Annotated in this window: 24 protein-coding genes; 17 read left to right on the top strand and 7 right to left on the bottom strand. The window is 70.4% G+C overall.

Annotation, left to right across the window (positions count from 1 at the left end):
* The 5 genes from dapC to AB0O15_RS05380 all read left to right on the top strand — a co-directional run bounded on the left by dapC (position 1) and on the right by AB0O15_RS05380 (position 5,127).
* A complete protein-coding gene (gene dapC / locus AB0O15_RS05360) occupies positions 1 to 1,092 on the top strand; it encodes a succinyldiaminopimelate transaminase (RefSeq protein ID WP_364314325.1) in 1,092 nt (363 codons plus the stop codon).
* Positions 1,093 to 1,197: 105 nt separating this feature from the next.
* On the top strand, positions 1,198 to 1,596 hold the full coding sequence (locus tag AB0O15_RS05365) for a hypothetical protein (RefSeq protein WP_364314326.1): 399 nt from the start codon (positions 1,198 to 1,200) through the stop codon (positions 1,594 to 1,596).
* Positions 1,593 to 3,029: a WXG100 family type VII secretion target gene (locus tag AB0O15_RS05370; RefSeq protein WP_364314329.1), complete on the top strand. Its 1,437-nt coding sequence runs from the start codon at positions 1,593 to 1,595 to the stop codon at positions 3,027 to 3,029. The genes AB0O15_RS05365 and AB0O15_RS05370 overlap by 4 nt, the downstream gene beginning before the upstream one ends.
* Entirely contained in the window at positions 3,026 to 4,117 is a 1,092-nt protein-coding gene (locus tag AB0O15_RS05375; RefSeq protein ID WP_364314331.1) for a S8 family serine peptidase, read from the top strand. The genes AB0O15_RS05370 and AB0O15_RS05375 overlap by 4 nt, the downstream gene beginning before the upstream one ends.
* 329 nt (positions 4,118 to 4,446) lie before the next feature.
* Positions 4,447 to 5,127, top strand: a complete 681-nt coding sequence (locus AB0O15_RS05380; protein ID WP_364314333.1) for an SIMPL domain-containing protein — start codon at positions 4,447 to 4,449, stop codon at positions 5,125 to 5,127.
* Positions 5,128 to 5,365: 238 nt separating this feature from the next.
* Here the strand turns inward: AB0O15_RS05380 and AB0O15_RS05385 are convergent, their stop codons facing one another.
* Complete coding sequence (locus AB0O15_RS05385; protein ID WP_364314336.1) at positions 5,366 to 6,643, bottom strand: DUF4407 domain-containing protein; 1,278 nt, start codon at positions 6,641 to 6,643, stop codon at positions 5,366 to 5,368.
* Between the two features lie 58 nt (positions 6,644 to 6,701).
* Here AB0O15_RS05385 and AB0O15_RS05390 point away from each other — a divergent pair, with 58 nt between their 5' ends.
* From AB0O15_RS05390 to AB0O15_RS05420, 7 genes are all read left to right on the top strand, one after another.
* A complete protein-coding gene (locus AB0O15_RS05390; protein WP_364314339.1) occupies positions 6,702 to 7,556 on the top strand; it encodes an aldo/keto reductase in 855 nt (284 codons plus the stop codon).
* Between the two features lie 407 nt (positions 7,557 to 7,963).
* Entirely contained in the window at positions 7,964 to 8,563 is a 600-nt protein-coding gene (locus AB0O15_RS05395) for a hypothetical protein (RefSeq protein ID WP_364314341.1), read from the top strand.
* Between the two features lie 84 nt (positions 8,564 to 8,647).
* Positions 8,648 to 9,094: a hypothetical protein gene (locus AB0O15_RS05400; RefSeq protein ID WP_364314344.1), complete on the top strand. Its 447-nt coding sequence runs from the start codon at positions 8,648 to 8,650 to the stop codon at positions 9,092 to 9,094.
* Positions 9,091 to 9,792, top strand: coding sequence for a hypothetical protein (locus AB0O15_RS05405; protein WP_364314346.1), 702 nt, complete (start codon positions 9,091 to 9,093; stop codon positions 9,790 to 9,792). The genes AB0O15_RS05400 and AB0O15_RS05405 overlap by 4 nt, the downstream gene beginning before the upstream one ends.
* 627 nt (positions 9,793 to 10,419) lie before the next feature.
* Positions 10,420 to 10,905, top strand: coding sequence for a hypothetical protein (locus AB0O15_RS05410; RefSeq protein ID WP_364314349.1), 486 nt, complete (start codon positions 10,420 to 10,422; stop codon positions 10,903 to 10,905).
* A gap of 50 nt (positions 10,906 to 10,955) precedes the next feature.
* A complete protein-coding gene (locus AB0O15_RS05415) occupies positions 10,956 to 11,573 on the top strand; it encodes a hypothetical protein (RefSeq protein WP_364314352.1) in 618 nt (205 codons plus the stop codon).
* 102 nt (positions 11,574 to 11,675) lie between these two features.
* On the top strand, positions 11,676 to 12,416 hold the full coding sequence (locus tag AB0O15_RS05420) for a methyltransferase (protein ID WP_364314354.1): 741 nt from the start codon (positions 11,676 to 11,678) through the stop codon (positions 12,414 to 12,416).
* Here AB0O15_RS05420 and AB0O15_RS05425 read toward each other — a convergent pair.
* From AB0O15_RS05425 to AB0O15_RS05440, 4 genes are read right to left on the bottom strand one after another with little or no spacing between them, the layout of a single operon-like run.
* Positions 12,370 to 13,305, bottom strand: coding sequence for an RNA polymerase subunit sigma-70 (locus tag AB0O15_RS05425; RefSeq protein WP_364314357.1), 936 nt, complete (start codon positions 13,303 to 13,305; stop codon positions 12,370 to 12,372). The genes AB0O15_RS05420 and AB0O15_RS05425 overlap by 47 nt on opposite strands.
* A 10-nt stretch (positions 13,306 to 13,315) precedes the next feature.
* Positions 13,316 to 14,383: a beta-eliminating lyase-related protein gene (locus AB0O15_RS05430; RefSeq protein ID WP_364314359.1), complete on the bottom strand. Its 1,068-nt coding sequence runs from the start codon at positions 14,381 to 14,383 to the stop codon at positions 13,316 to 13,318.
* A 12-nt stretch (positions 14,384 to 14,395) separates the two neighbouring features.
* The gene (locus AB0O15_RS05435; RefSeq protein WP_364314361.1) at positions 14,396 to 15,391 is read right to left on the bottom strand and encodes a MerR family transcriptional regulator; all 996 of its coding nucleotides are present in this window, start codon (positions 15,389 to 15,391) and stop codon (positions 14,396 to 14,398) included.
* Between the two features lie 46 nt (positions 15,392 to 15,437).
* Positions 15,438 to 16,256 carry a LysR family transcriptional regulator ArgP gene (locus tag AB0O15_RS05440; RefSeq protein ID WP_364317067.1) on the bottom strand — a complete coding sequence of 273 codons (819 nt, stop codon included), beginning with the start codon at positions 16,254 to 16,256 and terminating at the stop codon, positions 15,438 to 15,440.
* A gap of 80 nt (positions 16,257 to 16,336) precedes the next feature.
* On the opposite strand from AB0O15_RS05440, the gene AB0O15_RS05445 reads away from it, so the two are divergent.
* Positions 16,337 to 16,942, top strand: coding sequence for a LysE/ArgO family amino acid transporter (locus tag AB0O15_RS05445; protein WP_364314364.1), 606 nt, complete (start codon positions 16,337 to 16,339; stop codon positions 16,940 to 16,942).
* Here AB0O15_RS05445 and dapD read toward each other — a convergent pair.
* Positions 16,919 to 17,866, bottom strand: coding sequence for a 2,3,4,5-tetrahydropyridine-2,6-dicarboxylate N-succinyltransferase (gene dapD / locus AB0O15_RS05450; protein WP_364314366.1), 948 nt, complete (start codon positions 17,864 to 17,866; stop codon positions 16,919 to 16,921). The genes AB0O15_RS05445 and dapD overlap by 24 nt on opposite strands.
* Before the next feature lie 60 nt (positions 17,867 to 17,926).
* On the opposite strand from dapD, the gene dapE reads away from it, so the two are divergent.
* Positions 17,927 to 19,003 (top strand): succinyl-diaminopimelate desuccinylase, encoded by a 1,077-nt coding sequence (dapE, locus tag AB0O15_RS05455; protein WP_364314369.1) that lies wholly within the window; start codon positions 17,927 to 17,929, stop codon positions 19,001 to 19,003.
* Positions 19,004 to 19,038: 35 nt separating this feature from the next.
* Here the strand turns inward: dapE and AB0O15_RS05460 are convergent, their stop codons facing one another.
* On the bottom strand, positions 19,039 to 19,212 hold the full coding sequence (locus tag AB0O15_RS05460) for a hypothetical protein (RefSeq protein ID WP_364314372.1): 174 nt from the start codon (positions 19,210 to 19,212) through the stop codon (positions 19,039 to 19,041).
* A gap of 134 nt (positions 19,213 to 19,346) precedes the next feature.
* Here AB0O15_RS05460 and AB0O15_RS05465 point away from each other — a divergent pair, with 134 nt between their 5' ends.
* Genes AB0O15_RS05465 through AB0O15_RS05475 form a run of 3 tightly spaced genes read left to right on the top strand, consistent with a single transcriptional unit; the run spans position 19,347 to position 21,746 of the window.
* On the top strand, positions 19,347 to 20,135 hold the full coding sequence (locus AB0O15_RS05465; protein ID WP_364314374.1) for a TIGR00730 family Rossman fold protein: 789 nt from the start codon (positions 19,347 to 19,349) through the stop codon (positions 20,133 to 20,135).
* Positions 20,136 to 20,687 (top strand): TIGR00730 family Rossman fold protein, encoded by a 552-nt coding sequence (locus AB0O15_RS05470; protein WP_364314376.1) that lies wholly within the window; start codon positions 20,136 to 20,138, stop codon positions 20,685 to 20,687. It begins immediately after the preceding gene.
* A 33-nt stretch (positions 20,688 to 20,720) separates the two neighbouring features.
* Positions 20,721 to 21,746: a LacI family DNA-binding transcriptional regulator gene (locus tag AB0O15_RS05475; RefSeq protein ID WP_364314377.1), complete on the top strand. Its 1,026-nt coding sequence runs from the start codon at positions 20,721 to 20,723 to the stop codon at positions 21,744 to 21,746.
* Positions 21,747 to 21,779 lie beyond the last annotated feature (33 nt).

Consider the following 21,779-nt stretch of genomic DNA (forward strand, 5'->3'; position numbering starts at 1 on the left):
TTGCCGCTGTCGTCGAAGCTGCCGGATTTCCCCTGGGACCTGCTCGAGCCGGCCAAGAAGGTCGCTTCCGCACATCCCGGCGGCCTCGTCGACCTCTCCATCGGCACGCCGGTCGACCCGGTGCCGCCGGCGATCCGGGCCGCGCTGGCCGGGGCGTCGGATGCGCCGGGTTACCCGCAGACCGCCGGCACGCCGGCGCTGCGGGAGGCGATGGCTTCCTGGGTACGCCGTTCGTGTGCCACCACGGCGCCGGTCGGCGTGCTGCCCACGATCGGCTCCAAGGAGCTGGTCGGGTGGCTGCCGACCCTGCTCGGCCTCGGCCCCGGAGACGTGGTGGCCATTCCGGAGGTCTGCTACCCGACGTACGAGGTGGGTGTGCAGCTCTCCGGGGCCACGGCGGTCCGGGCCGACTCGCTGACCGCCCTAGGACCCGATCCGCGCGTACGCCTGCTCTGGATCAATTCGCCGTCGAACCCGACCGGCAAGGTGCTGCCCGTCGCCCACCTGCGCAAGGTGGTCGCCTGGGCGCGTGAGCGCGGCGTGACCGTGGTCAGCGACGAGTGCTATCTGACGCTGGGCTGGGAGACCGTGCCGGTGTCGATCCTGGCCGACGAGGTGTGTGACGGCGACGTCACCGGGCTGCTGGCCGTGCACTCGCTCTCCAAGCGGTCCAACCTGGCCGGTTACCGCGCCGGGTTCGTGGCCGGCGACCCGGCGCTGGTCGGCGAGCTGCTCGCGGTCCGCAAACACGCCGGAATGATCATGCCGGCGCCGGTCCAGGCCGCGATGGTGGCCGGTCTCGGCGACGAGAACCACGTGGCCGAGCAGCGCGCCCGGTACTCATCCCGCCGGGTGATCCTGCGTGAGGCGCTGCTCGGTGCGGGATTCCGCATCGATCATTCCGAGGCCGGGCTCTACCTCTGGTCGACCCGGGACGAAGACTGCTGGGCGACCGTGCAGTGGCTCGCCGAGCGCGGCGTTCTCGCAGCTCCGGGGGCGTTCTACGGCCCGGCCGGTGCCCGTCACGTGCGGGTCGCGCTGACCGCCTCGGACGAGCGGGTCGCCGCCGCCGCGGAATGTCTCGCCCCCTGATCCACCGGGTTATCCACAGTGGGCCCGGCACGGGTACCCACACCTTCCACGCTGCGGTTACCCTCGATGCGTTGCCAGCTAGACGGCGATCACGGGGAGGCAGCGATGAGTGATCCCTCCATCAATGTGGAGACCGGCGAACTCAACAACTTCGCCAAGGACGTGCGGTTCGAGGCCGACGAGGTGTTCCGCCCGGCGGTGAGCCGCGCGGCGACGACGCTGTCCGGCGTCAACTTCGGGCAGAAGAACGCGAGCGGCGCCGTGCACGCGGCGAAGACCCGCTATTCCCAGGCGATGAGCACCCACATCCGCAATCTGAACGCCTACGTCGAGGCCGCCGGCATCATGGCCGCCGCGGCCGAGATCGTGGCCCGCGAGTTCGACGCCGTCGACGCCAACAACGCCGAGGCCGCCGCACGGGTCAACGCGATGTTGCGCTCGGCCACCGACGAGGCCCACCGTAAGGCGTTCGAGCAGTTCAAGGGCATCGAGGGGGCAGTGTGAGCGACGCGCCGCTGACCTCGAGCTGGTGTACGGCCTGGGGCTCGTTCAACACTCCCCGCCTGTGGGCGATGGTGGCCGAGGAAGACGACCCCGACGCCTGGCGCCAGGTCGCCACCTGGGGTGACATCGCCACGGCGGTGAAAGACCACCGCAGCCGCCTGCTCGCGGCCAAGGAGGCGCTGATCGCCGCCTGGCCGCCGGAACAGAACCTGTCGGCCGACGCGTTCGTCAACGAGCTCGACAACCTGCTCAGCAAGATGGATGGTGCCCGGCAGGACGCCGACGCCACCGCCGACGGGCTGGCCAACATCCTCGAGGCGCTGCGTCAGGCGAAGAACCAGATGCAGCCGCTGTACGACGAATATCGGGAGAAGAACGACGACTGGGTCCCCGGCTGGTTCGACAACGCCGAGGACGAGATCGACGAGAAGGCCCGCCGGGTCATGATCCAGGCCGAGCAGGTCGTCGAGCAGAACGTGCCGTCGATCAAGGTGCCCGACGAATACAAGATGGACCCGACCGCCAAGTCCGGCTACACGCCGCCTCGCGAGAACACCGCGGGCGACGGGAACACGCGCTTCAGCCCGGTCGGCAGCGGCGGCGGTTCCGGCTCGGTCGGTTCGTCGGGCGGCAGTTCCGGCTCCGGTTCCGGTTCCGGTTCCGGCCATTCGGATATTCCGGTGCCACATGACCCGGTGCCGCCGATGCCGGGCATGGATCCCATTGATCCGAGCGGCGGTTCCGGCTCGGGCTCCGGCCCCGGTGGCGGTGGTGGCTCTGGCGTGGGCGGCGGTTCCGGTGGGCCCGGTGGCGGCGGCCCCGACCTCGCCGGCGTCACGCCCCTGCCCGGTCCGCCGCCGATCGCCCCGCCTCCGCCGCCTCCGCCGCCCGGTGTGCCGCCGATCATCGGCCAGCCGCTCCCGCCGGGCCCGCCGCCGCTCCTGCCCGGGCCGCTTCCCGGTGGCGTGCCGCCGTCGATCTCCGGCTCCGGCCCCACCACCGGCGGCACCAAGCCGCCGATGTCGACGAACTTCCAGAGCGTGGGCCGCGGCGGTGGCCGTGGCGCGCTGCCCTCCGGCGCGGTGATCGGCGAGAACGTCGGCCGCAGCGGTGGGGGAGCGGGTCGGGCCGGCAACCTGCCGGCGGGCAACGTCGGTCGCAGCACGGCGGCCGGCGCCCGCACCGGTCAGAAGCCGCCGCGCCCGTCCTGGTTGCCGCCCGACGAGCCGAACGGCGGCCGGAACGTGTCGTCGCAGAACGCGCTGTCCGGCTCCCGCCGCGGCCACCGCGAGGAGGACGGGCCCGAGGGCAAGCGCTTCGACCCCGACAACCCGTGGGAGGTCGAGTCCGGGGTGGCGCCGGTGATCAAGCCGGAGACCGGCACCCCGCGCCACGACCCCGGCCCGAACGTGATCGGCGGCTACCGCGGGTGATTCGCTCGGTACGCCGGACCGGCGCCGCCCTGGCCGCGGCGGCGCTGGTCCTGGCCGGTCCGGCGCCGGCCCGGGCTGATTCGGTCCGCGACAAGCAGTGGTATCTCGACACCCTGAACGTGGCGGCGGCCCAGCGCATCAGCAAGGGCGCCGACGTGGTGGTGGCCGTGCTCGACACCGGCGTCGACGCGAAGCACCCCGACCTGAAGGGCGCGGTGCTGGCCGGCAACAACACGACCCGCCCCGGCGCCAAGGGCAACGCCGACACCGAGGGCCACGGCACCGGCATGGCCGGCATCATCGCGGCCCGCGGGCGCGGCACCCGCGGCCTGGTCGGCATCGCCCCCGCCGCCAAGATCCTGCCGATCCGCCCCGCCACCGACCCCGAGTTCGCCGCTGACGGCATCCGCTGGGCGGTGCGGAACGGCGCCCAGGTCATCAACATGTCCTTCGGCCTGCCCGACTCGGAAACCCTGCACTCGGCGATCCGCGAGGCCGCCGAGGCCGACGTCGTCCTGGTGTCGTCCGTCGGCAACACCGGCGACAAGGGCAACGCCCCCGACTACCCAGGCGCCTACCCCGAGGTGATCGGCGTCGGCGCGATCGGCCGGGACGGCAAGGTGGCCAAGTTCTCCCAGCACGGCGCCCAGGTCGACCTGGTCGCCCCCGGCGTCGACATCGAACAGGCCGGCGTGGCCGGCTCCTACCGCAACGGCTTCGGCAGCAGCAACTCAGCCGCCGTGGTCTCCGGCGCGGCGGCCCTGATCCGGGCCAAATACCCCGACCTGAAGGCCCAGCAGGTGGTCGACCGCCTGACCGGAACCGCCGACGACAAGGGCGACAAAGGCCGAGACGACTTCTACGGCCACGGCGAGATAGACCTGGTCAAGGCCCTGACCGCCCCCCAGCCCGCGTCGTCGTCGCCAGCGTCCCCACCCGCCGGCGCTCCCGCCGCGGCCCCGCCCGTGCAGTCAAGCGACACCGACGAGGGCGGCATCCCGCCCCTGGTCTTCATCGCCGCGGGTGTGCTCCTGCTGATCATCGCGGGCGGCGCGGTCACGATGGCGGTCCGCCGCTCCCGCACGTGACCGGCCCGGCCGTCGCCTTCACTGACCCCGCCCCGGCGACGTAGCTGACAAGACCCGTCACTGGGTTCGCGCCCGAGCCCGCGACTCGTGAGCAGAGCCGGCCGGTCCGGCGGCGGGGATGTCATTTGTTCCGAGCCGATCGACGGGCTACGGCCGGGACAGAGGCGGGACCGGCCGGGACGACCCGGCGGCGGGGCGCGGAGAGCTTGGATCTCCTGGCCCGCCTCGATGACAGGGCTTTGCTGTGCACGTACTCATACCGGGTTTGGCCTTTGCTGGTAGAAGACGGCCTTGGCGTGGGGAAGAAGGAGCCCCGGTAGGTTCGGGGGATGGCGGAGAGAGCGGGCGACCAGGCGACCGTGACGGTTCGGGGCGAAGCGATGCGGGAGGTGCCGCCGGAGCAGGCGGTGGTGTCGGTGACCGTGTCGGCGCGGGAGAGCAGCCGGGAAGTTGTGTTGCAGCGGCTGACCGAGCGAGCCGCTGAGCTGCGGAGTTACTTGGATGACGTCGGCGAGGCGATTGAGCGGCGTGAGTCGGGCAGCGTGCAGATTCATCCGGAGCTCAAGCGTGGCGGTGGCAAGGTGGTCGCCTTTCAAGGGGCGGCCACGACGACGGTGACCGTGACCGACTTCGCGGCGCTCGGTGATCTGCTGCTGCGGCTGGGGCGGCTGGAGTCGGCCAGCGTGTCGGGGCCCTGGTGGCAGCTCAAGCCCGGGAGCCGGGCCGGCGCCGATGTGCGGGCCGAGGCGGTGGCGGATGCGTTGCAGCGGGCGCGGGAGTATGCGGCGGCGGTCGGCGCTCGGGTGGACCGGCTGGTCGAGATCGCTGACGAGGGCGCCGGCGGGGTTCAGCCGATGATGCACCGGAGTTTGGCGTTCGCGGCCAAGGCCGAGTCGGCCGATCTGGAGCTTGAACTCGACCCGGCGGTGCAGACCGTGCAGGCCTCGGTCGTCGTCCGGGTCACGATCACCGAGCCGACGGCCGTGCACACCGAGCCGGTGTCCGATTAGGATCAGGAACTACGTGATCACTCTCGGTTGATGTTGTGACCGTTCCGTGACATCTCGGGTGGCACCTTCCGGCCGGTGGACGAGGGTGGCACAGATCGGGCCAGAGCTGCGAAAACGGGCCCCTGAATCAGGGGCCCGTCAGCACGGCGCAGCTCGCCAGAGCGGTCAGACCGCCGTTCAACAGAGCGTGGGCAGGCGATGCGCCGGAGCACATAGTAGCGCCTTGATGCAACTTGCGTTAAGTCCGCACGGGGTTCTGATTCGCCAGACGTTCGACCGGACGTTCGGGCTGTGTCGACATGTGGCGGTATCGAGGCTTATAAGCCGCCACATTGTCGCGGAGCACTGATCGCGCCCGCTCGGTGGCCATCTCGTTGAGCTGTTCGTCCCGGGTGGCCGCGTCCACGCCGCCGGCCACCACGCGCATCGTGGCCTCGCCGTACACCCGCGCATCGGCGACCCCACGCTCGTAGGCGATCAACGCAGCGTGCTCGCGCTCGCGGGCCAGGCGGGCCTCGGCCCGCTCGTACGCGTTGCCCCGGGAGACGAATTTGAGCCCCACCGCCGCGCAGTCCAGGGCGACCAGGAGCAGCGCGATCCCCAGGTAGAACACGCCGATGCCCCAGAAGTCGCTGGTCACCAGGTGGGCCATCGCCTTGGTGCGGGCGCCGAAGCCGGCGTCGGCCCGGATCGCGGCCGCGTTCCGCTCACGCTGGTCGGCGATCAGGCGGGTGAGCGAGACCAATTCTTCGGTACGCGCGTCCCGGCCCGGTTGCTGGCTCACCCGGAGCGAGGCCGCTTGCTTGTCCAGGGCCGCCGCCTGATCGTCCAGGGCGCGGGACCGGCGTACCAGGGTGTCGCAGTCCCCGCCGGCCGGGCAACCCGCCTTGCGCGAGATCCCGTCGCCCTCGGAATCCGCCAGGGCCTGCCGGTACAGCGCCCGGGCGTCGCGGCGCTTCGCGACCGCCTGCACGGTCAGCTTCGCCACCGCCGCGTCGTCCTCGGCGGCGCGCTGCCGCAGCGAGGCCAGCCGCTGGTCGTACGCCCCGAGCGCACCCGACGACGACATCGCCAGGATCTGCTCGTTGTGCACCCGGTTCAGATGCGCGTCGATCTCGCCCCGGTAGCGCGCCAGCATCAGCGGCTCGGTGATGATCACCGCGAACAGCAGCGCCAGCCCGACCCGGCCCAGGTAGAGCCCGATCGTCGGCCGCTTCAACAGGTGGCGCGGGTCGGCCGAGTCGAGGTTCTGGTAGCTGATCGACACCCGGCCGACCACCGCGCGGTCGTAGGCCACCACGCCGACCGCCACCAGCGGCCCGACCAGCCACTGCCACCACGGGTGCGTGTAGTTGGCGCTGGCGTCCACGAACGCCGCCCCGCCGACCGTCGCGTACACGAAGTAGAGCAGGACAAACACGCCGATCGCGTTGTAGAGGACCCGGTCGGAGTGGGTGTTCACGCTGTCCGGGTTGACGTTGGCCACCCGGAGGAGCACGTCCCGGCGCCTCGGCATGCACCCGAGTCTTACCGATTCCCTGTGCGTCCGTCCCCGATTCGGGTAGACGGAGAACATGACCACTGACATCCCGACCATCACCCTGAACGACGGCCGCACCATCCCACAGCTCGGGTTCGGGGTGTTCCAGGTGCCACCCGACGAGACCCGCGACGCGGTCACGATGGCGATCGACGCCGGCTACCGGCACTTCGACACCGCACAGATGTACCGCAACGAGAAGGGCGTCGGCGAGGCGATCGCCGCGGCCGACCACGACCGGGCCGACATCTTCATCACCAGCAAGCTGAGCAACGCGGCCCACCGGCCGGACGACGCGCGCCGGGCCTTCGACGGCACGCTGAGCGCGCTCGGCACCGACTACGTCGACCTGTTCCTGATCCACTGGCCGCTGCCGACCCTCTACGACGGCGACTTCGTGCAGACCTGGCGCACGCTCGAGGAGTTCTACCGCGAGGGCCGCGCCCGCTCGATCGGCGTCTCCAACTTCACCCCGCACCACCTGCGCCGCCTGCGCGCGGAGACCGACATCCGCCCCGCGGTCAACCAGATCGAGGTGCACCCCTACTTCACCAACGACGAGACCCGCGGGTACGGCGCCGAGAACGAGATCGCCACCGAGGCCTACTCGCCGATCGCCCAGGGCGAGGTCCTGACCGACCCGACCATCGAGTCCATCGCCCGCGAGGTGTCCCGCACGCCGGCCCAGGTCGTCCTCCGCTGGCACATCCAGCGCGGCGACATCATCTTCCCCAAGAGCAAGACCGAGTCACGGGTACGCGAGAACGCCGCGATCTTCGACTTCGAACTCGCCACAGCCGACATGGCGGCCATCACGTCCCTGGACAAGGGCGAGAAGGGTCGTACCGGAGGCAACCCCGACACCAACGCCTGGCTGCCTCCCGCCTGACAGAAGCGATCGCGCGAAGCATCTTTCAGGGGACGCGGCCGCCGTTCCGGCTTACCCCATTAGGGAGCAAGCAGAGAATTTGGCGTGTCGCGTCCCTTTGATCTGTTCGACTTTCGCCGTGATCGCTTCACACAAAGCTAACGCCGAACCCCATTTTCGTGGTGTTCCCATGATCTTCCCAGCCGCCTCGTGTTGAGAGTGGCGGCCAAACCTGATAGCCGTGCGTTTCCCCAGCCAGCAGGTCTGTGGTTGGGCTCGTGCGGCCTGCCCGGGAATCGATCTTCACCAGCCCGGCCGATGGGTCTTCACCCGGCCGGGCTAAGCCGTGTGGAGCGGACCATCCAACCCACGTTTGCCATAGGGCAAACCGAAGCACTATCGCCAGCGCATCGGGAATTCCGCCATCTTTGTCGCAGCGCCGCACCGATCACCGGGTCGGCGAACACCAACAAGCGAGTGCACCGAAACGCCAGCTTCCCGCTGCGTTCGCGGGAAGCACGAACCCGGTTCCTGGAGGAACTCAGATGCGCAAGATCACCAAGCGGGCCGCTGCCATCATCGCCGCTTCCGTTCTCGCTGTCGGTACCGGTGGCGCGGCGTTCGCTTACGCGGCCGGCTGGTTCAACGGCTCTGGCACGGTCGTCGCCGCGTCTTCCACCATCCAGCCGATCTCCGTGACGGTCGACCTCGGCAACACCGACGCCACCCGCCTCTACCCCGGGAAGAGCGTCCAGGTCAAAGCGGCGACCGTCAACAACGCGAACGACTACCCCGTTCAGATCAACAGCATCGCCGTCGGATCGGTCTCGACGAACAAGACCGGATGTGGGCAGAGCCAGGCCGGCCTGACGTTCACCGACATGCCGGACGACGTGATTCCCGCGCGTGGCTCGAAGAACAACGTGGTCCTGGGCTCCATCAAGCTGTCGGACTCGGCGGATCCGGTATGTGCCGGCGCGGTCTTCACTGTCACCGCGACGATGAACGGTGAGATCGCCGCGCACTGACTTCCATGGGCGGGACGGGATCGCCTGTCCCGCCCATCTTTGCTTCTGCAGATAGAGACGATGATGAGAAGCTGGCGTGACGCCGTGGCAATCCTGGTGATCGGTGCTGTTGCCTCGACCGCCTTGTCGGGTTGTCGTAGCGGGGCCACGGAAGAGATGGTCCCTTCCGCGCACGGACAGAGCTACGGAAAGCTCAGCTTCGACCTCGAAGGCGGCTCGCTGACGGGCCTCTTCCCGGGCGCGCGGCGACGGATCAGCGTGACGGTGGTCAACAAGTTGGAGCACCCCATCCGCCTTCGCAGCCTGGACGGCCGACTCAAGTCGTCGTCGCGCCGTGAATGCCCGGCCACCTCGGCCAACCTGAACATCGGCGGCTATGACGGCGTCCTGCCGGTGACGGTCAAGGCTCACGCGCGGGCCAAACTCGATGGGGCGGTCCCGGTGACCATGCCGAAGAACGTCTCACCGAAGTGCTCCAGCACGCGGTTCTCCATCGTCCTGTCGGCGACCGGATCGCAGGCGGCCCGATGAACGCCCAACGTAAGGTCGTCTTCGCGGTCGTCACCGCCGGTCTGGTCGCGGCCGGAACTGTGGCCGCTCAGGCGGAGTGGGCGATTCCCGTGTCGGCGTCGGTCAAGGCTCGCGCGGCGACGATGCCGCAAGGCGTGACGCCGAGCGTGGAGAAGGACGGTAAGGCCGCGGTCGTCAGCTGGAGCACCCAGGAGATCGCGCAGGGCGCCGACATGACCGCCTACGTCATCACCGCACACAGCGTCAACAAGCCTCCGCTGCCCGACGTGGTCCATGAGGTCACCGGCACGAGCAAGAACTCGCAGTCGGTGAAGTTCAAGGCCGCCGAGGTCGCGGGCGGCAAGTGGAAGTGGACGGTCACCCCGAGGTTCCACGCCTGGGTCGGCCAGGAGAGCGACCGCAGCGACCCGCTGGACTTCTCCGGTGTTCCGGCCACGGTTGCTCCGGGCGAAGCCGCACTGGTGGTGGCCGTTCCCGACCCGGCGACAACGCCCGCGACGGTGGCTTCGGTAAAACCGGCCGAGACGGCCGACGTGAAGCCGCCGACGACCGTGGCGAGCCTGCCGACGAAGGAAGCGACGACGGCGCCGCCGCCGGTGGTCAAGGAAGAAGAGCCGCCGTCGGCCGAGATCGAGCCCAGCCCGCCCGACGTTCAGGAGACTCCGGCCTCGCCGGGGACCGCGCCACAGACCCCATAGAGACAAAGAGCCCCATGGCGCCGGGGGCTTCGTCGTGTCGAATTCCTTTCACCATCGACACGGACGAGGTAATCCGGTGCGGTAGCCATAACCGTTCAAAGCTCAAAGACCCCCGAACGCTCGCCTGATTCCATTCATCCCGGCTCTCGCGCATCATCCGTAGACCGGCAGGTGCGCATGCACGTGCGGCCGATAAAGAGCCACCTGGCAGTTTGAGCGGGATCGCCCAAAGTGCTAGGCAAGGCCTTTCCGCAGCATGCCTGGCCTGTGGAAACGGTCTGTCGTTGGCGCCGCCGCCGGTTTCATGTTCGGGATCCTCCCCCGTTGGGGTTAGGCCGGTCAGTTCGCGACGACTGCGATTGTGCGGCCTACTGCGGACGTAATCCCGATCAACAAAGCGGGCCCCATCAGGGAATCTGGAGTCTGCCGCTGGTGCACATCCCTCGCCGGGCGGCGTCGTCTCAGGAAAATCGGAACCGGAACGCAGGAGGAACTCGCCGTATGCGAAATGTCAGCAGCCGGCCTGCGACCACGACGACCGTCCACCAGAGCAATGACATGGCGGTGGTGCCGGAACTGGACGAGCCCACGTGGGAAGTCAGGCAGCCGAATTCGGGACGGTCGGGAATGCGCAGGTTCGACGGCCGTACGCGGTCGATCCTCACCGCGGCGGCAGTGGTCGCCATCGTGGTGAACGCGGGGGTGGCCTGGGCGTACTGGAGGATCACCGGCTCGGACACCGGGGCGCGGGTCGGTGTGGAGCTGACGCTGCGGGGGCGGTCCGACTTCAACCGGCCGCTGGGTGCGGGTGAGACCGGGAATCTGACCGTCACGCTGACCAACGACTACGACTTCCCGATCCGGATCACCAACGTGAGGCCGGCCCCGGGCGGCGCGGTGGCCGACGACGAGCATCGGGACGCCGGTTGCAAGGACCCGAAGGTCACGATGACCCGGGACATCTTCGACGTCGAGTGGGACGTGCCGCGCAACACGATCGGCGCGTTCACCATCCCGGCGGGCCTGGCCCTGGCCCCGGGCGAGCCGGCCGCCTGCCGTGGGGCCACGTTCACGGTCCCGTTGCAGGTGAGCGGCTTCAGCCAGGGGGAGTAAAAGGGGCGAAGCCGGCACGTGATCAAGGAAAGCCCACTAGCTTTCGGGGCGTGAAAAAGCTGCTGCTCAGCCTGGCTCTCGTCCTGCCGATCCTCGCGCTGCCGCAAGCGGCCGCCCAGGCCGCCAACACGGGGGCGAAGGCCGCCCGGGCCGCCGACCAGGCGGCGAAGGCGCCCGGGAAGGTCACGGTCACCCCGTCCACGGTCCTGCCCAGGGTCGCCCCGTGCAGCGGCGTCAACGACTTCACGGTCAGCGGCAAGGGCTTCAAGCCGTACGAGATGATCGATCTGACCGTGGGCGGCCTGGCCTACGACAGCTTCCAGGCGGACGCGGCCGGCGCCTACGAGCAGGAGAACGAGATCAAGGCGGTGCCGTCCGGCTACCTTCCGGTGAAGCTCACCGGCAACAAGGGCAGCAAGGCGCAGGCCGAGATCCGGCTCGGCTGGGCCGGCTGCTGGATGCGCTCGCACGGCGTGCTGACCGTGCGCGGCGCCGGCTTCGCGGCCGACGACCAGATCGACGTGATCCTGGACGGCGAGATCGTCGAGGTGGCCGAGAGCGACGCGCGCGGTCGGTTCGAGGCGAAGGTCGACTGCCCGGCGGGCGATCCCACGCTCGAGGTGGAGGGCGAGAAGCGCAGCCTGACCTTCAAGACCGTCGATTGTTGATCGAGGACTTGACGGCGCCGTTATCGCGGCGTAACCAGAGCGTGCCTGGGAACACGCACAACTGCGGCCTAATCTCGACCGACGTCTGGATACCGTCATACGGTGCAGACGATTCCCGAGTATGACGAGCTGATCGGCGAGGCCGACGGCGTACCCCTGGTGGGCTGGGAGTTCGGCTGGCAGGACGGCCGTGCGGTCGGCTTCGACCCGTCCTGGTCGTTCCCCGCTCTGGCTCGTCCGCTGGTCAGGCGGGCGAGCAGCCTGCTCGACCTCGACACCGGCGGCGGTGAGCTGCTCGCCGAGCTGGCGCCGCTGCCTCGACACACGGTCGCGGTGGAGACCTGGGCGCCGAACACGCCGGTGGCCCGCGACCGGCTGACCCCGTTCGGCGTCTCGGTGCTCACCGAGCTGCCGGGCGGCGAGAACGAGTTCGATGTGGTGCTCAGCCGGCACGGCCGGCTCCCGGCCGACGACATCGCCCGGCTGCTGGCCCCGGGTGGCACGGTCCTCACCCAGCAGGTGGGCAGCGACGACCTGGCCGAGCTGAACGCCGCGCTGGGCGCGCCGGCGCCGTATTCGAAGCGCTGGACGGCCGAGGTGGCGGTCGCGGCGCTGGAGTCGGCCGGGCTCGAGGTGACCGATGTCCGCGAGGAGCGCCCCGATGTGGCCTTCCACGACGTCGGCGCGATCGTCTACCAGCTCCGCGCCGTGCCGTGGCAGGTGCGTGACTTCTCCACCCAACGGTACGACCGCCACCTGCGCCGGATCGACGCGCTGATCCGCACGACCGGCCAGTTCAAGGCAACGGCCCATCGCTTCCTGGTGGCGGCCAGGCGCCCTTGAGCGGCAGTCCGAAGGACACGGGATCCGCGCCGAGGAAGGAAACCACCTCGACGATGGATGAGCCCGAGAACCGCAGCACGTCCACCGAGATCCACACCCATTCGCCGTCCTGCCACCAATAGGTGCCGTGCGCGAGCTGCCCGTTCGCCCGCGCCGGAAGAAATCGCCACCGATTTCGCATCGGTGACGACAGCAACCACGCCCGGATGGCGTCCGGACCGCGGTAGAACTCCGGCAGCGGCGGCATCGAGTAGGTCGCGTCCGCGGCGAGCAGCCCGACGATCGCCTCGACGTCGGCGGCTTCCCACGCGGCCGCGTACCGATCGGCAAGGTCCTTGGTCTTGGGATCTTGCAAGGCGATCTGCTGGCTGACCGCGGGCCGGCGTGCGTCGAGCGTGTGCCGGGCGCGCTGGAGCCCGCTGTTGACCGCCGCGACCGTGGTGTCGAGCTGCGACGCGACCTCGGCCGCGGAGAACCCGAGCACCTCACGCAGCACCAGCACGGCGCGCTGCACCGGCGACAGATGGTGCAGCGCCGCGACGAAGGCCAGCTCGACGCCCTCACGCTGCTCGGCCGTGGCCGCCGGATCAAGAAGATCAGTGGGGTACGGCGTGAGCCACGCCACCTCGGCCAGCGGCGCGCCGGGGCTGAGGTCGGCCGGCAGCTCCCGCCGCGACCGCTTCGCCAGCATGGTCAGGCACCGGTTGGTGGCGATCCGGTAGAGCCACGGCCGGATCGGTCCGCGCCCGTCGAAGCTGTCCAGGCTCTTCCACGCCCGGACCAGCGAGTCCTGCAACGCGTCCTCGGCGTCGTGAACCGACCCGAGCATCCGGTAGCAGTGCGCGAGCAGCTCTGATCGGTGTGCCGCGACCTGCTGCTCGAAGTCCACGGCGGAAAGCCTACGAGCTGGTCAGCCAGGCCAGCGTCTCGGCGATGAACGACGGCTTGTGCCGCAGCGTCGCGCTGCCCACCGACAGTTCGGTGCGGATCACGTCCGGGTCGCCGGTTGGCTCGGCCCGCGGCCACACCCAGAAGCGCTGCTCGTCGGCGAGCTGCTTGGCCCGCGCGGTGTACGCCTCCAAGGTGGTGTCCAGCAGCAGGTGCATCATCGGCGTGTGGGGCGGGTCGGGCACCACGCGCACGGTCGGCGCCTCGGCCAGCGCCGCCGCGATGGCCCGCGCGTGTTCCATCCGGGCCGGCATCTCGGCCAGCGCCCCGGGCAGCAGGTTCAGGGCGGAGGCGGCGGCCGGCCACAGCCCGTAGAGCGTGCCGCCGAGCCGGTGCCGCCACTCGCGCACCTCGGCCATGTCCTGCTCACGGCCGGCGAGGCAGCACCCGGACAGCGCGCCGACGCCCTTGTAGAACGAGACGTACACGGTGTCGAAGAGCGCCGCGATCTCGGCCGCCGGCCGGCCGTACCCGGCGCTCGCCTCCCACAGCCGGGCGCCGTCCAGGTGGGCCGCCGCGCCGCGGTTCTGGGCCCAGGCGGTCTGGGCGACCAGCTCGTCCCAGGCCGGCAGTTGGCCGCCGAGGTCACGCTGGGGCAGCTCGAGGACCAGGGCGGCGACCGGCTCGGCCACCCCGTTCAGGTCACCCGAGATGAGCACCTTCTCACGGGCGCCGGCCGGCCGGCCGACCAGTTGGTGCAGCCGGGCGTACGCGCCGTTCTCGTGCTCCTGGACGTGGCAGTACGGGTGCCAGACCACGGTCCGGGTGGTGCGCCGGTCGGCGTGCACCCGCAGCATCGCCGGTTGGGCCATGGTGCCGCTGGGCAGGAAGACGGCGGCGGGCTTGCCGAGCAGGCCGGCGACGTGGTGTTCCAGGTCGGTGACCGCGCCGCCGTCGCCGTACACATCCTCGATCGTGTCCGGCGGGATGGACCTCAGCAGGTCGGCGGGGCGCTGCAGGCCATTCCCGTGGAAGGAGTCGGTGCAGTGGGCACGTCGCAGCGTGATCTCGTCGTCCACCGCACCAGTCTGTCAGTGTCGAACCGGCATCAATAGCGAAAACTGATCACCTTCGGGGACCCGGACGGCCAGGGGGTGGATCGGCCCGTCGAGTTCCAGCCGGAGCTGTCCGGCCCCGCCCGCGTCCAGCGCCTGGAGCAGGAAGTCCCGGTTCACCGCCACGTGCCCGTCCACATCGGCGGCCCAGTCCGCCACGGTGGCGAGCTCGACCCGGTCGCCGACATTCAAGATCACCAGGGGGTACGGGGATCCTTCGTATTCCCGCATCACCACCGGCTGGGCCTCGACCGCCGCGCGTAGTTCGGCCACCTCGACCGTGACCGCCGGGCCGCTGGGCGAGCGGACCAGCCGCCGGAAGTCCGGGTAGTCGCCCTCGATCGGCGTGACCTCGACCCCGTCGACCGTGACCCGGCCCGGTTCGAGGGTCACCGTGCTGACGTCGTGGTGAAGGGCCGAGGCCGGCACCACGGCCCGGGCCGGTGGCCCCTTGACCTCGGCGGTCGCGGTGGCGACGGCCAGCCGGAAGCGGTCGGTGGCGACCAGGGTCAGCGTCCCCTCGCCGGCCTCGACGAGGATGCCGCCGAGCAGTCCGGCGTCGGGCGGGCCGACGGCGAAGCGGACGGCGTCGACGAGCCGGGCGAACTTGTCGGCCGGCAGGGTCACAGTGGTCATCGGAACCTCCAGGTTCAGCAGGGCGCGGGCGTGGGAGAGTTCCCGGCGGGCGTCGAGCAGACCGTCCTCCAGCCGGCTCAGATGCCGATCGATCAGCGCGGTGACCGCCGCGGCGTTCGGCAGCGCGCGTACCGCGGCCGTGATCTCCGTGATCGGCATGCCCACCCGCCGCAGGCTGGCCACCAGCCGCGCCGCCCGCACCTGCTCGTCGGCGTAGCGCCGATAGCCGGTGAACGGGTCGACCTCGGCCGGCACCAGCACCCCGGCGCTGTCGTAGAATCGCAGCGCGCTGACGGTCAGCCCACTGACCCGGGCCATCTCGCCGATCCCGCGCATGTCCCTCTCCACCCCGATCACGCTGCCGCCTCGACCAGGTCGAGGGTCAACTCCGCAGTGCGGTCGCGGCCACCTCCTTGACCGCCGCCGTGAGGTCGGTCAGGACGTCGGACTCTATCCGCCAGCACTGCCAGTAGAGGGGCACGTCCAGGTGCTTGCCCGGGGTGAGCTCGACGAGGCGGCTGTCGGCGCGGGCGATCTGTTCCGGCACCAAGGCCCAGCCCAGGCCCAGGCGGACCGCGTCGACGAACGAGGCCGCCGCGGGGACGTAGTGCACCGGCGGATCAACACCGGGACCCATGAACCGGTGCTGCAGCTCGTCCTTGCGGTTGAGCAGGATCACCGGCGTGGTCGCGAAGCCCTGGAAGTCCAGCGACGGCGCGGCCACCGCGAGATAGCGCATCGCGCCCAGCCGCTCGACCCGGCAGCCCTGCACGGCCACGTGCTGGGAGGTCACCGCGGCCATCACGGTGCCGGCGCGCAGCAGGTCGGCGGTGTACTCCTGGTCGTCCTGATGCAGGTCGAAGACCAGGTGGGGAAGCCGGGCCAGCGCCGGCATGAACCAGGTGTGCAGCGAGTCGGCGTTCACCACCACCGAGACGCGTACGCGGGAGCCGGCCAGCCCGCCGCGCGCCGCGGCCAGGGCCTCCCGCTCGAGCAGGCCGACCTGACCGGCGAAGCGGACCAGCGCCCGCCCGGCCTCGGTCGGCTCGCACGGCTTGGCCCGGCGCACCAGCACCTGACCGACGTCCTGCTCCAAGGCCTTGATCCGCTGGCTGACCGCGGACGGGGTGACGTGCATCGCCCGCGCGGCGGCGTCGAAGCTGCCCGCCTCGATCACGGCCTGGAAGGTCGCCAGCTGCATCGCATCCACGTAAGCAATGCTAATGGCCGGTAAGAAACCTTAGCTGTCCTTACGACAGGCGAGACCGTAGCTTCGGGTACGTGCTCAGTTCCGCCCTCGCCGGGTTCGTCGCCGCCGTCGCCCTGATCGTCGCCATCGGCGCGCAGAACGCCTTCGTCCTGCGCCAGGGCCTGCGCCGGGAACATGTACTCCCGGTGGTTCTGACCTGCGCTCTTTCCGACCTGGCCCTGATCCTGGCCGGCATCGGTGGCCTCGGCGCGCTGATCACCGCCCACCCCGCCGCGGTGAGCGTCGCGCGCTGGGCCGGGGCGATCTTCCTGTTCGCGTACGCGATCCTCGCCGCCCGCCGCGCCTGGCGCCCGGTCGCGCTCAACCTGGCCGACCAGGCCCCGGCCACCCTGCGCGCGACGCTGCTGGCCTGCCTCGCCTTCACCTACCTGAACCCGCATGTCTACCTGGACACGGTCTTGCTGCTGGGCTCGGTGGCCCAGCAGCACGACCACCGCTGGCTCTTCGGGATCGGCGCCGCCGCCGCGAGTCTGACCTGGTTCACCGCGCTCGGCGTGGGCGCCCGCAAGCTCGCCCCGATCTTGGCGCGCCCGGCCGCCTGGCGGGTGCTCGACGGCCTCATCGCGGTCGTGATGGCCGCGATCGCCGTGACGTTAGTCGTTGGCGTGCAGGGCTGAGTTCAGCACGATGCCGGTTCCCTTGCGGGGGCGGGCCTCGAGCGCGCCGGTCACCGAGTTGCGCCAGAACAGCAGGTTGTCGACCCCGGCCAGCTCGCGGGCCTTGACCACCCGGCCGTCGGGCAGGGTGATCTTCGACCCCGGCGTGATGTACGTCCCGGCCTCGACCACGCAGTCGTCACCCAGCGAGATGCCCACGCCGGCGTTCGCGCCGAGCAGGCTGCGCTCGCCGATCACCAGCTTGTCCTTGCCGCCGCCGGACAGCGTGCCCAGGATCGAGCTGCCGCCGCCGATGTCCGAGCCGTCGCCGACCACGACGCCCTGCACGATCCGGCCCTCGACCATCGACGCGCCCAGCGTGCCGGCGTTGAAGTTGACGAAGCCCTCCTGCATGACCGTGGTGCCGGTGGCCAGGTGGGCGCCCAGCCGGACCCGGTCGGCGTCGGCGATCCGCACGCCGGCCGGGATCACGTAGTCGGTCATCCGCGGGAACTTGTCCACCCCGAACACGGTCAGGTGGCGCCCGGCCGCCCGCTCGATCACCCGCAACTCGTCCACCCGGGCCGGCGGGCACGGGCCGGCCGAGGTCCAGGCCACGTTGGCCAGGTGGGCGAAGATGCCGTCCAGGTTCAGCTCGTTGGGCCGCACCAGGCGATGCGACAGCAGGTGCAGGCGCAGGTACGCGTCCGAGGCGTCCTTGATCGGGTCGGCCAGAGAACCGATCACCACCTGCACGGCGACCGTCTCGAGCCCGACCAGCGGGCCCGGACCGGTCAGGCCCGGAGGCAGCGCGGTCTCGGCGTCGGCGGGCGCGTCGCCCAGGCCCAGCGAGCCGGCCGGGAACCAGGTGTCGAGCACCTGACCCTCGGTCACGGTGGCCAGGCCGATGCCCCAGGCGGGCGAGGTCGAGATCTCGGGAGTCACGAAACCGACCCTACCGGTCATCACGAGAGCGGTTCATCCACGGCCGGTATCGTGCGGCCCATGGCCAACCCGCTTACCCAGGACGTCCTGGTCGACCCGGTGGTGCTGACCCGCGCCCTGGTCGACCTCCAGTCCGTGTCCCGCGAGGAGAAAGAGATCGCGGACTGCGTCGAGGAGGTGCTCCGGCAGTCGCCGCATCTCAGCGTGGACCGGCTCGGCCACACCGTGATGGCCCGCACCGACCTGGGACGTGAACAGCGGGTGGTGCTCGCCGGCCATCTCGACACGGTGCCGATCAACGACAACTTCCCGTCCACCGTGCAGGACGACCTGATCTTCGGCTGCGGCGCCTCGGACATGAAGTCGGGCGTCGCGCTGGCCCTCCACCTGGCCGCCACGCTGCCCGACCCGCGCTACGACCTGACCTACCTCTTCTACGAGGCCGAAGAGATCGACTCGCGGTTCAACGGGCTCCGGCTGGTCGCCGAGGCCCGGCCCGACTGGCTGCGGGCCGACTTCGCGCTGCTGCTCGAGCCGACCTACGGCATCGTCGAGGCCGGCTGCCAGGGCACCCTGCGCGCGCTGGTCCGCACCACCGGCCGGCGGGCACACACCGCGCGGGCGTGGCGGGGAGTCAACGCGATCCACGCGATGGGAGGCCTTCTGCAGCGCCTCACTGATTACCGTCCGCGCGCGGTCACCATCGATGGGTGTACGTACCGTGAGGGACTCAACGCGGTCCGGATCGCCGGCGGCGTGGCCGGGAACGTGGTGCCCGACGCCTGCGAGATCGAGGTCAATCTGCGGTTCGCGCCCGACCGGACCGAGAAGCAGGCGCTCGAACATGTGCACGAGGTGTTCGAAGGATTCGACGTGGAGCTCACCGACTCGGCCGCCGGGGCGATGCCCGGGCTGAGCGCCGCGCCGGCCCGGGAGTTCCTCACCGCGGTCGGCGAACAGCCCGAGGCCAAGCTGGGCTGGACCGATGTGGCCCGATTCGCGGCGCTGGGCATCCCGGCCCTCAACTACGGTCCGGGCGACCCGCTGCTCGCGCACGCGCCGGACGAGCACGTCGAGATCGGGAAGATCCGCGACGGCGCGGCCACGCTCTACCGCTGGCTGGCGGCCACGGACTAGGACCGGCCCGGCCGGTCCGGCCGGGCGGACGGGTCCTAGACGATGGGCAGCTTCACGCGACCGATGGCGCGCGGGCGGATCTCGATCGTCCTCTCGCTCTCCAGGTCGGTGCGTGGCGTTGACATCGCCATGCGGCGTTCCTCCACCACCAACCGGATGCGCCGTTGCATGCGGCGCTGTTCCTTGATGCGTTCGTATCGCGTCGTCACGGTGGCTCCTCTGCCGGCCGGCCGTGGGTTTTAGTTTCCCCAATCTGGCAAAAAGGTATCGGCGCCGCAATCCTCTTACCGAAACACGTCTACTTATTCACCGGGTCATGCACCCTCGCACTACCGTTGGTGCCATGACTGACAGCACCAACGGGCGACCCCGAACGGCACCGGAGCGTCATCGCGGCGCGGTCACTCTGCGGCGCGAATCGATACCGCCGAGCACCGCCGACGAGAAACTGCTCGACTCCCATCACCGCGGTGAGTGGAAGACGAAGGACGCCTGGCGCGCGCTGCGCATCCTGTCCGAGTTCGTCGAGGGGTTCGACACGCTCGCCGACCTGCCGCCCGCGGTCAGCGTCTTCGGCTCGGCCCGCAGCAAACCCGACAGCCCCGAGTGCGAGCTGGCCGCCGACCTGGGCGCGGCGCTCGCCGAGGCGGGCTACGCGGTGATCACCGGCGGCGGCCCCGGCGTGATGGAGGCGACCAACCGCGGCGCCACCGAGGCCGGCGGGATGTCCGTCGGCCTGGGCATCGAACTGCCGTTCGAGCAGGGCCTCAACGACTGGGTCGACATCGGGATCGACTTCCGCTACTTCTTCGTACGCAAGACCATGTTCGTCAAGTACGCGCAGGCCTTCGTCGTCCTGCCCGGCGGCTTCGGCACCCTGGACGAGCTGTTCGAGGCCATCACCCTGGTGCAGACCAAGAAGGTGACCCGGTTCCCGGTGATCCTGATGGGCTCGGCCTACTGGGGTGGCCTGCTCGACTGGGTGAAGCGCACGGTGCTCGACGACGGCAAGATCAGCGCGGCCGACCTCGACCTGATCCAGGTCACCGACGACGTGGACGAGGCCGTGCAGATCATCGTCGACGCGGCCCCGATCTCCTCCTCGAACTCCGCGGTTCTGGAGGAAGACTGAGTGGCCCGGATCTGCGTTTTCTGCGCCTCATCGACCCGCGTCGACCAGCGCTGGCTCGACCTCGCCACCGAAACCGGCAAGGAACTCGCCGCCCGCGGTCACACCCTGGTCTCCGGCGGCGGCAAGGTCGGCATGATGGGCACGGTCGCGGCCGGCGCCCGCGCGGGTGGCGCGTACACCTTGGGGATCATGCCGCAGGTCCTGGTCGACTGGGAGGTCGCCGACATGGACTCGGACGAGATGATCGTCACCGAGGGCATGTCGGCCCGGAAAGACCTGATGCTCGAGCAGTCCGACGCGTTCCTCACGCTGCCCGGCGGGCTCGGCACCCTCGACGAGCTGTTCGAGGTCTGGACCACGGCCACCCTGGCCCTGCACACCAAGCCGATCGTCGTGATCGACCCGGACGGTTTCTACACCGGCCTCTTCGGGTGGCTGGCCGGCCTCACCGACGACGCCTTCATCCGTCGCGAGGCCCTGACCATGGTCACGGTCGCCGGCTCCGTCCCGGCCGCCTTCGACAGCATCGAAGCGGCCCTCGATCACCCCTGATTGAAACGCCCGGAACGTGGAACACTTCGTCCCATGCCGCCCCAACGGCCGACTCTGATCCAGGTTGCCCAGCGAGCCGGTGTGTCCCGGAGTACCGCCTCGTTCGTGCTGGCTGGACGGCACGTCGACATGCGGATCTCCGAGGACGCCCGGCAACGCGTGCTGCGCGCCGCCCAGGAACTCGACTACCGCCCCAACCTGATGGCGCGCAGCCTGCGCACCAAGGTCACCAAGACGATCGCGCTGGTCTCGGACACGATCGCCTCCGACCCGTACGCCGGCCGCGCCATCCACGGCAGCCTCGCCGCCGCCGTCGCCCACGGCCATCTGCTCTTCATCGGCGAGACCGAGGGCGACCCGGTGATGGAGGAGAAGCTGATCTCCGACCTGCTCGACCGCCAGGTCGACGCCTTCGTGTACGCGAGCATGTCCACCCGCTACGTCCGGCTGCCAAAGCTGCTGCGTGGCCGCAAGGTCGCGCTGCTCAACTGCCTGACCCGGGCGGCCACCCCCGCGCAGCACACGGTCATCCCCGACGAGGTCGCCGCCGGCTGGAGCGCCGCGCAGGTGATCGTCGAGGCCGGCCACCGCGACGGCATCCACCTCGTCGGCCGCCTCGCCGAGCAGGTCTTCGCCGGCCGGGAACGGGTCGCCGGCCTCCGCGAGGGGCTCGGGCAGGCGAAGGCCCGGCTGGCCGGGACGATCGACTGCGACTGGTGGCCCGAGCCGGCCTACGAGGCGGTTCACGCGGCGCTGACCGGCGGGCTGCGGCCCCGGGTGCTGATCTGCCTCAACGACCGCATCGCGCTGGGCGCCTACCAGGCCCTGGGCGAGGCCGGGCTCACCGTTCCGGATGACGTGTCGGTGCTCTCTTTTGATGACTCCGACCTGGCCGCGTGGCTCCGGCCACAGTTGACCAGCATCGCGCTGCCGCATTACCAGATGGGGTGGCAGGCGGTGGAGCTGCTGCTCAGCCCCGAGGCGGAGCCGGCCGTGGTGCGGGTGCCGATGACCGTACGCAGCCGGGCATCGGTCGGTAGGCCGGTCGACCTGACCTAACGGGCGAGGGACACCCCCCATCGACGGCACTAC

This window comes from Actinoplanes sp. NPDC089786 (assembly GCF_040684855.1).
GTDB lineage: Bacteria > Actinomycetota > Actinomycetes > Mycobacteriales > Micromonosporaceae > Actinoplanes.

Coding starts and splice junctions, on each gene's coding strand:
- AB0O15_RS05365 (WP_364314326.1), top strand. CDS start 1,198: ATGAGTGATCCCTCCATCAATGTGGAGACCGGCGAACTCAACAACTTC.
- AB0O15_RS05380 (WP_364314333.1), top strand. CDS start 4,447: ATGGCGGAGAGAGCGGGCGACCAGGCGACCGTGACGGTTCGGGGCGAA.
- AB0O15_RS05385 (WP_364314336.1), bottom strand. CDS start 6,643: ATGCCGAGGCGCCGGGACGTGCTCCTCCGGGTGGCCAACGTCAACCCG.
- AB0O15_RS05390 (WP_364314339.1), top strand. CDS start 6,702: ATGACCACTGACATCCCGACCATCACCCTGAACGACGGCCGCACCATC.
- AB0O15_RS05405 (WP_364314346.1), top strand. CDS start 9,091: ATGAACGCCCAACGTAAGGTCGTCTTCGCGGTCGTCACCGCCGGTCTG.
- AB0O15_RS05410 (WP_364314349.1), top strand. CDS start 10,420: ATGCGCAGGTTCGACGGCCGTACGCGGTCGATCCTCACCGCGGCGGCA.
- AB0O15_RS05435 (WP_364314361.1), bottom strand. CDS start 15,391: ATGCGCGGGATCGGCGAGATGGCCCGGGTCAGTGGGCTGACCGTCAGC.
- AB0O15_RS05440 (WP_364317067.1), bottom strand. CDS start 16,256: ATGCAGCTGGCGACCTTCCAGGCCGTGATCGAGGCGGGCAGCTTCGAC.
- dapE (WP_364314369.1), top strand. CDS start 17,927: ATGGCCAACCCGCTTACCCAGGACGTCCTGGTCGACCCGGTGGTGCTG.
- AB0O15_RS05465 (WP_364314374.1), top strand. CDS start 19,347: ATGACTGACAGCACCAACGGGCGACCCCGAACGGCACCGGAGCGTCAT.
- AB0O15_RS05475 (WP_364314377.1), top strand. CDS start 20,721: ATGCCGCCCCAACGGCCGACTCTGATCCAGGTTGCCCAGCGAGCCGGT.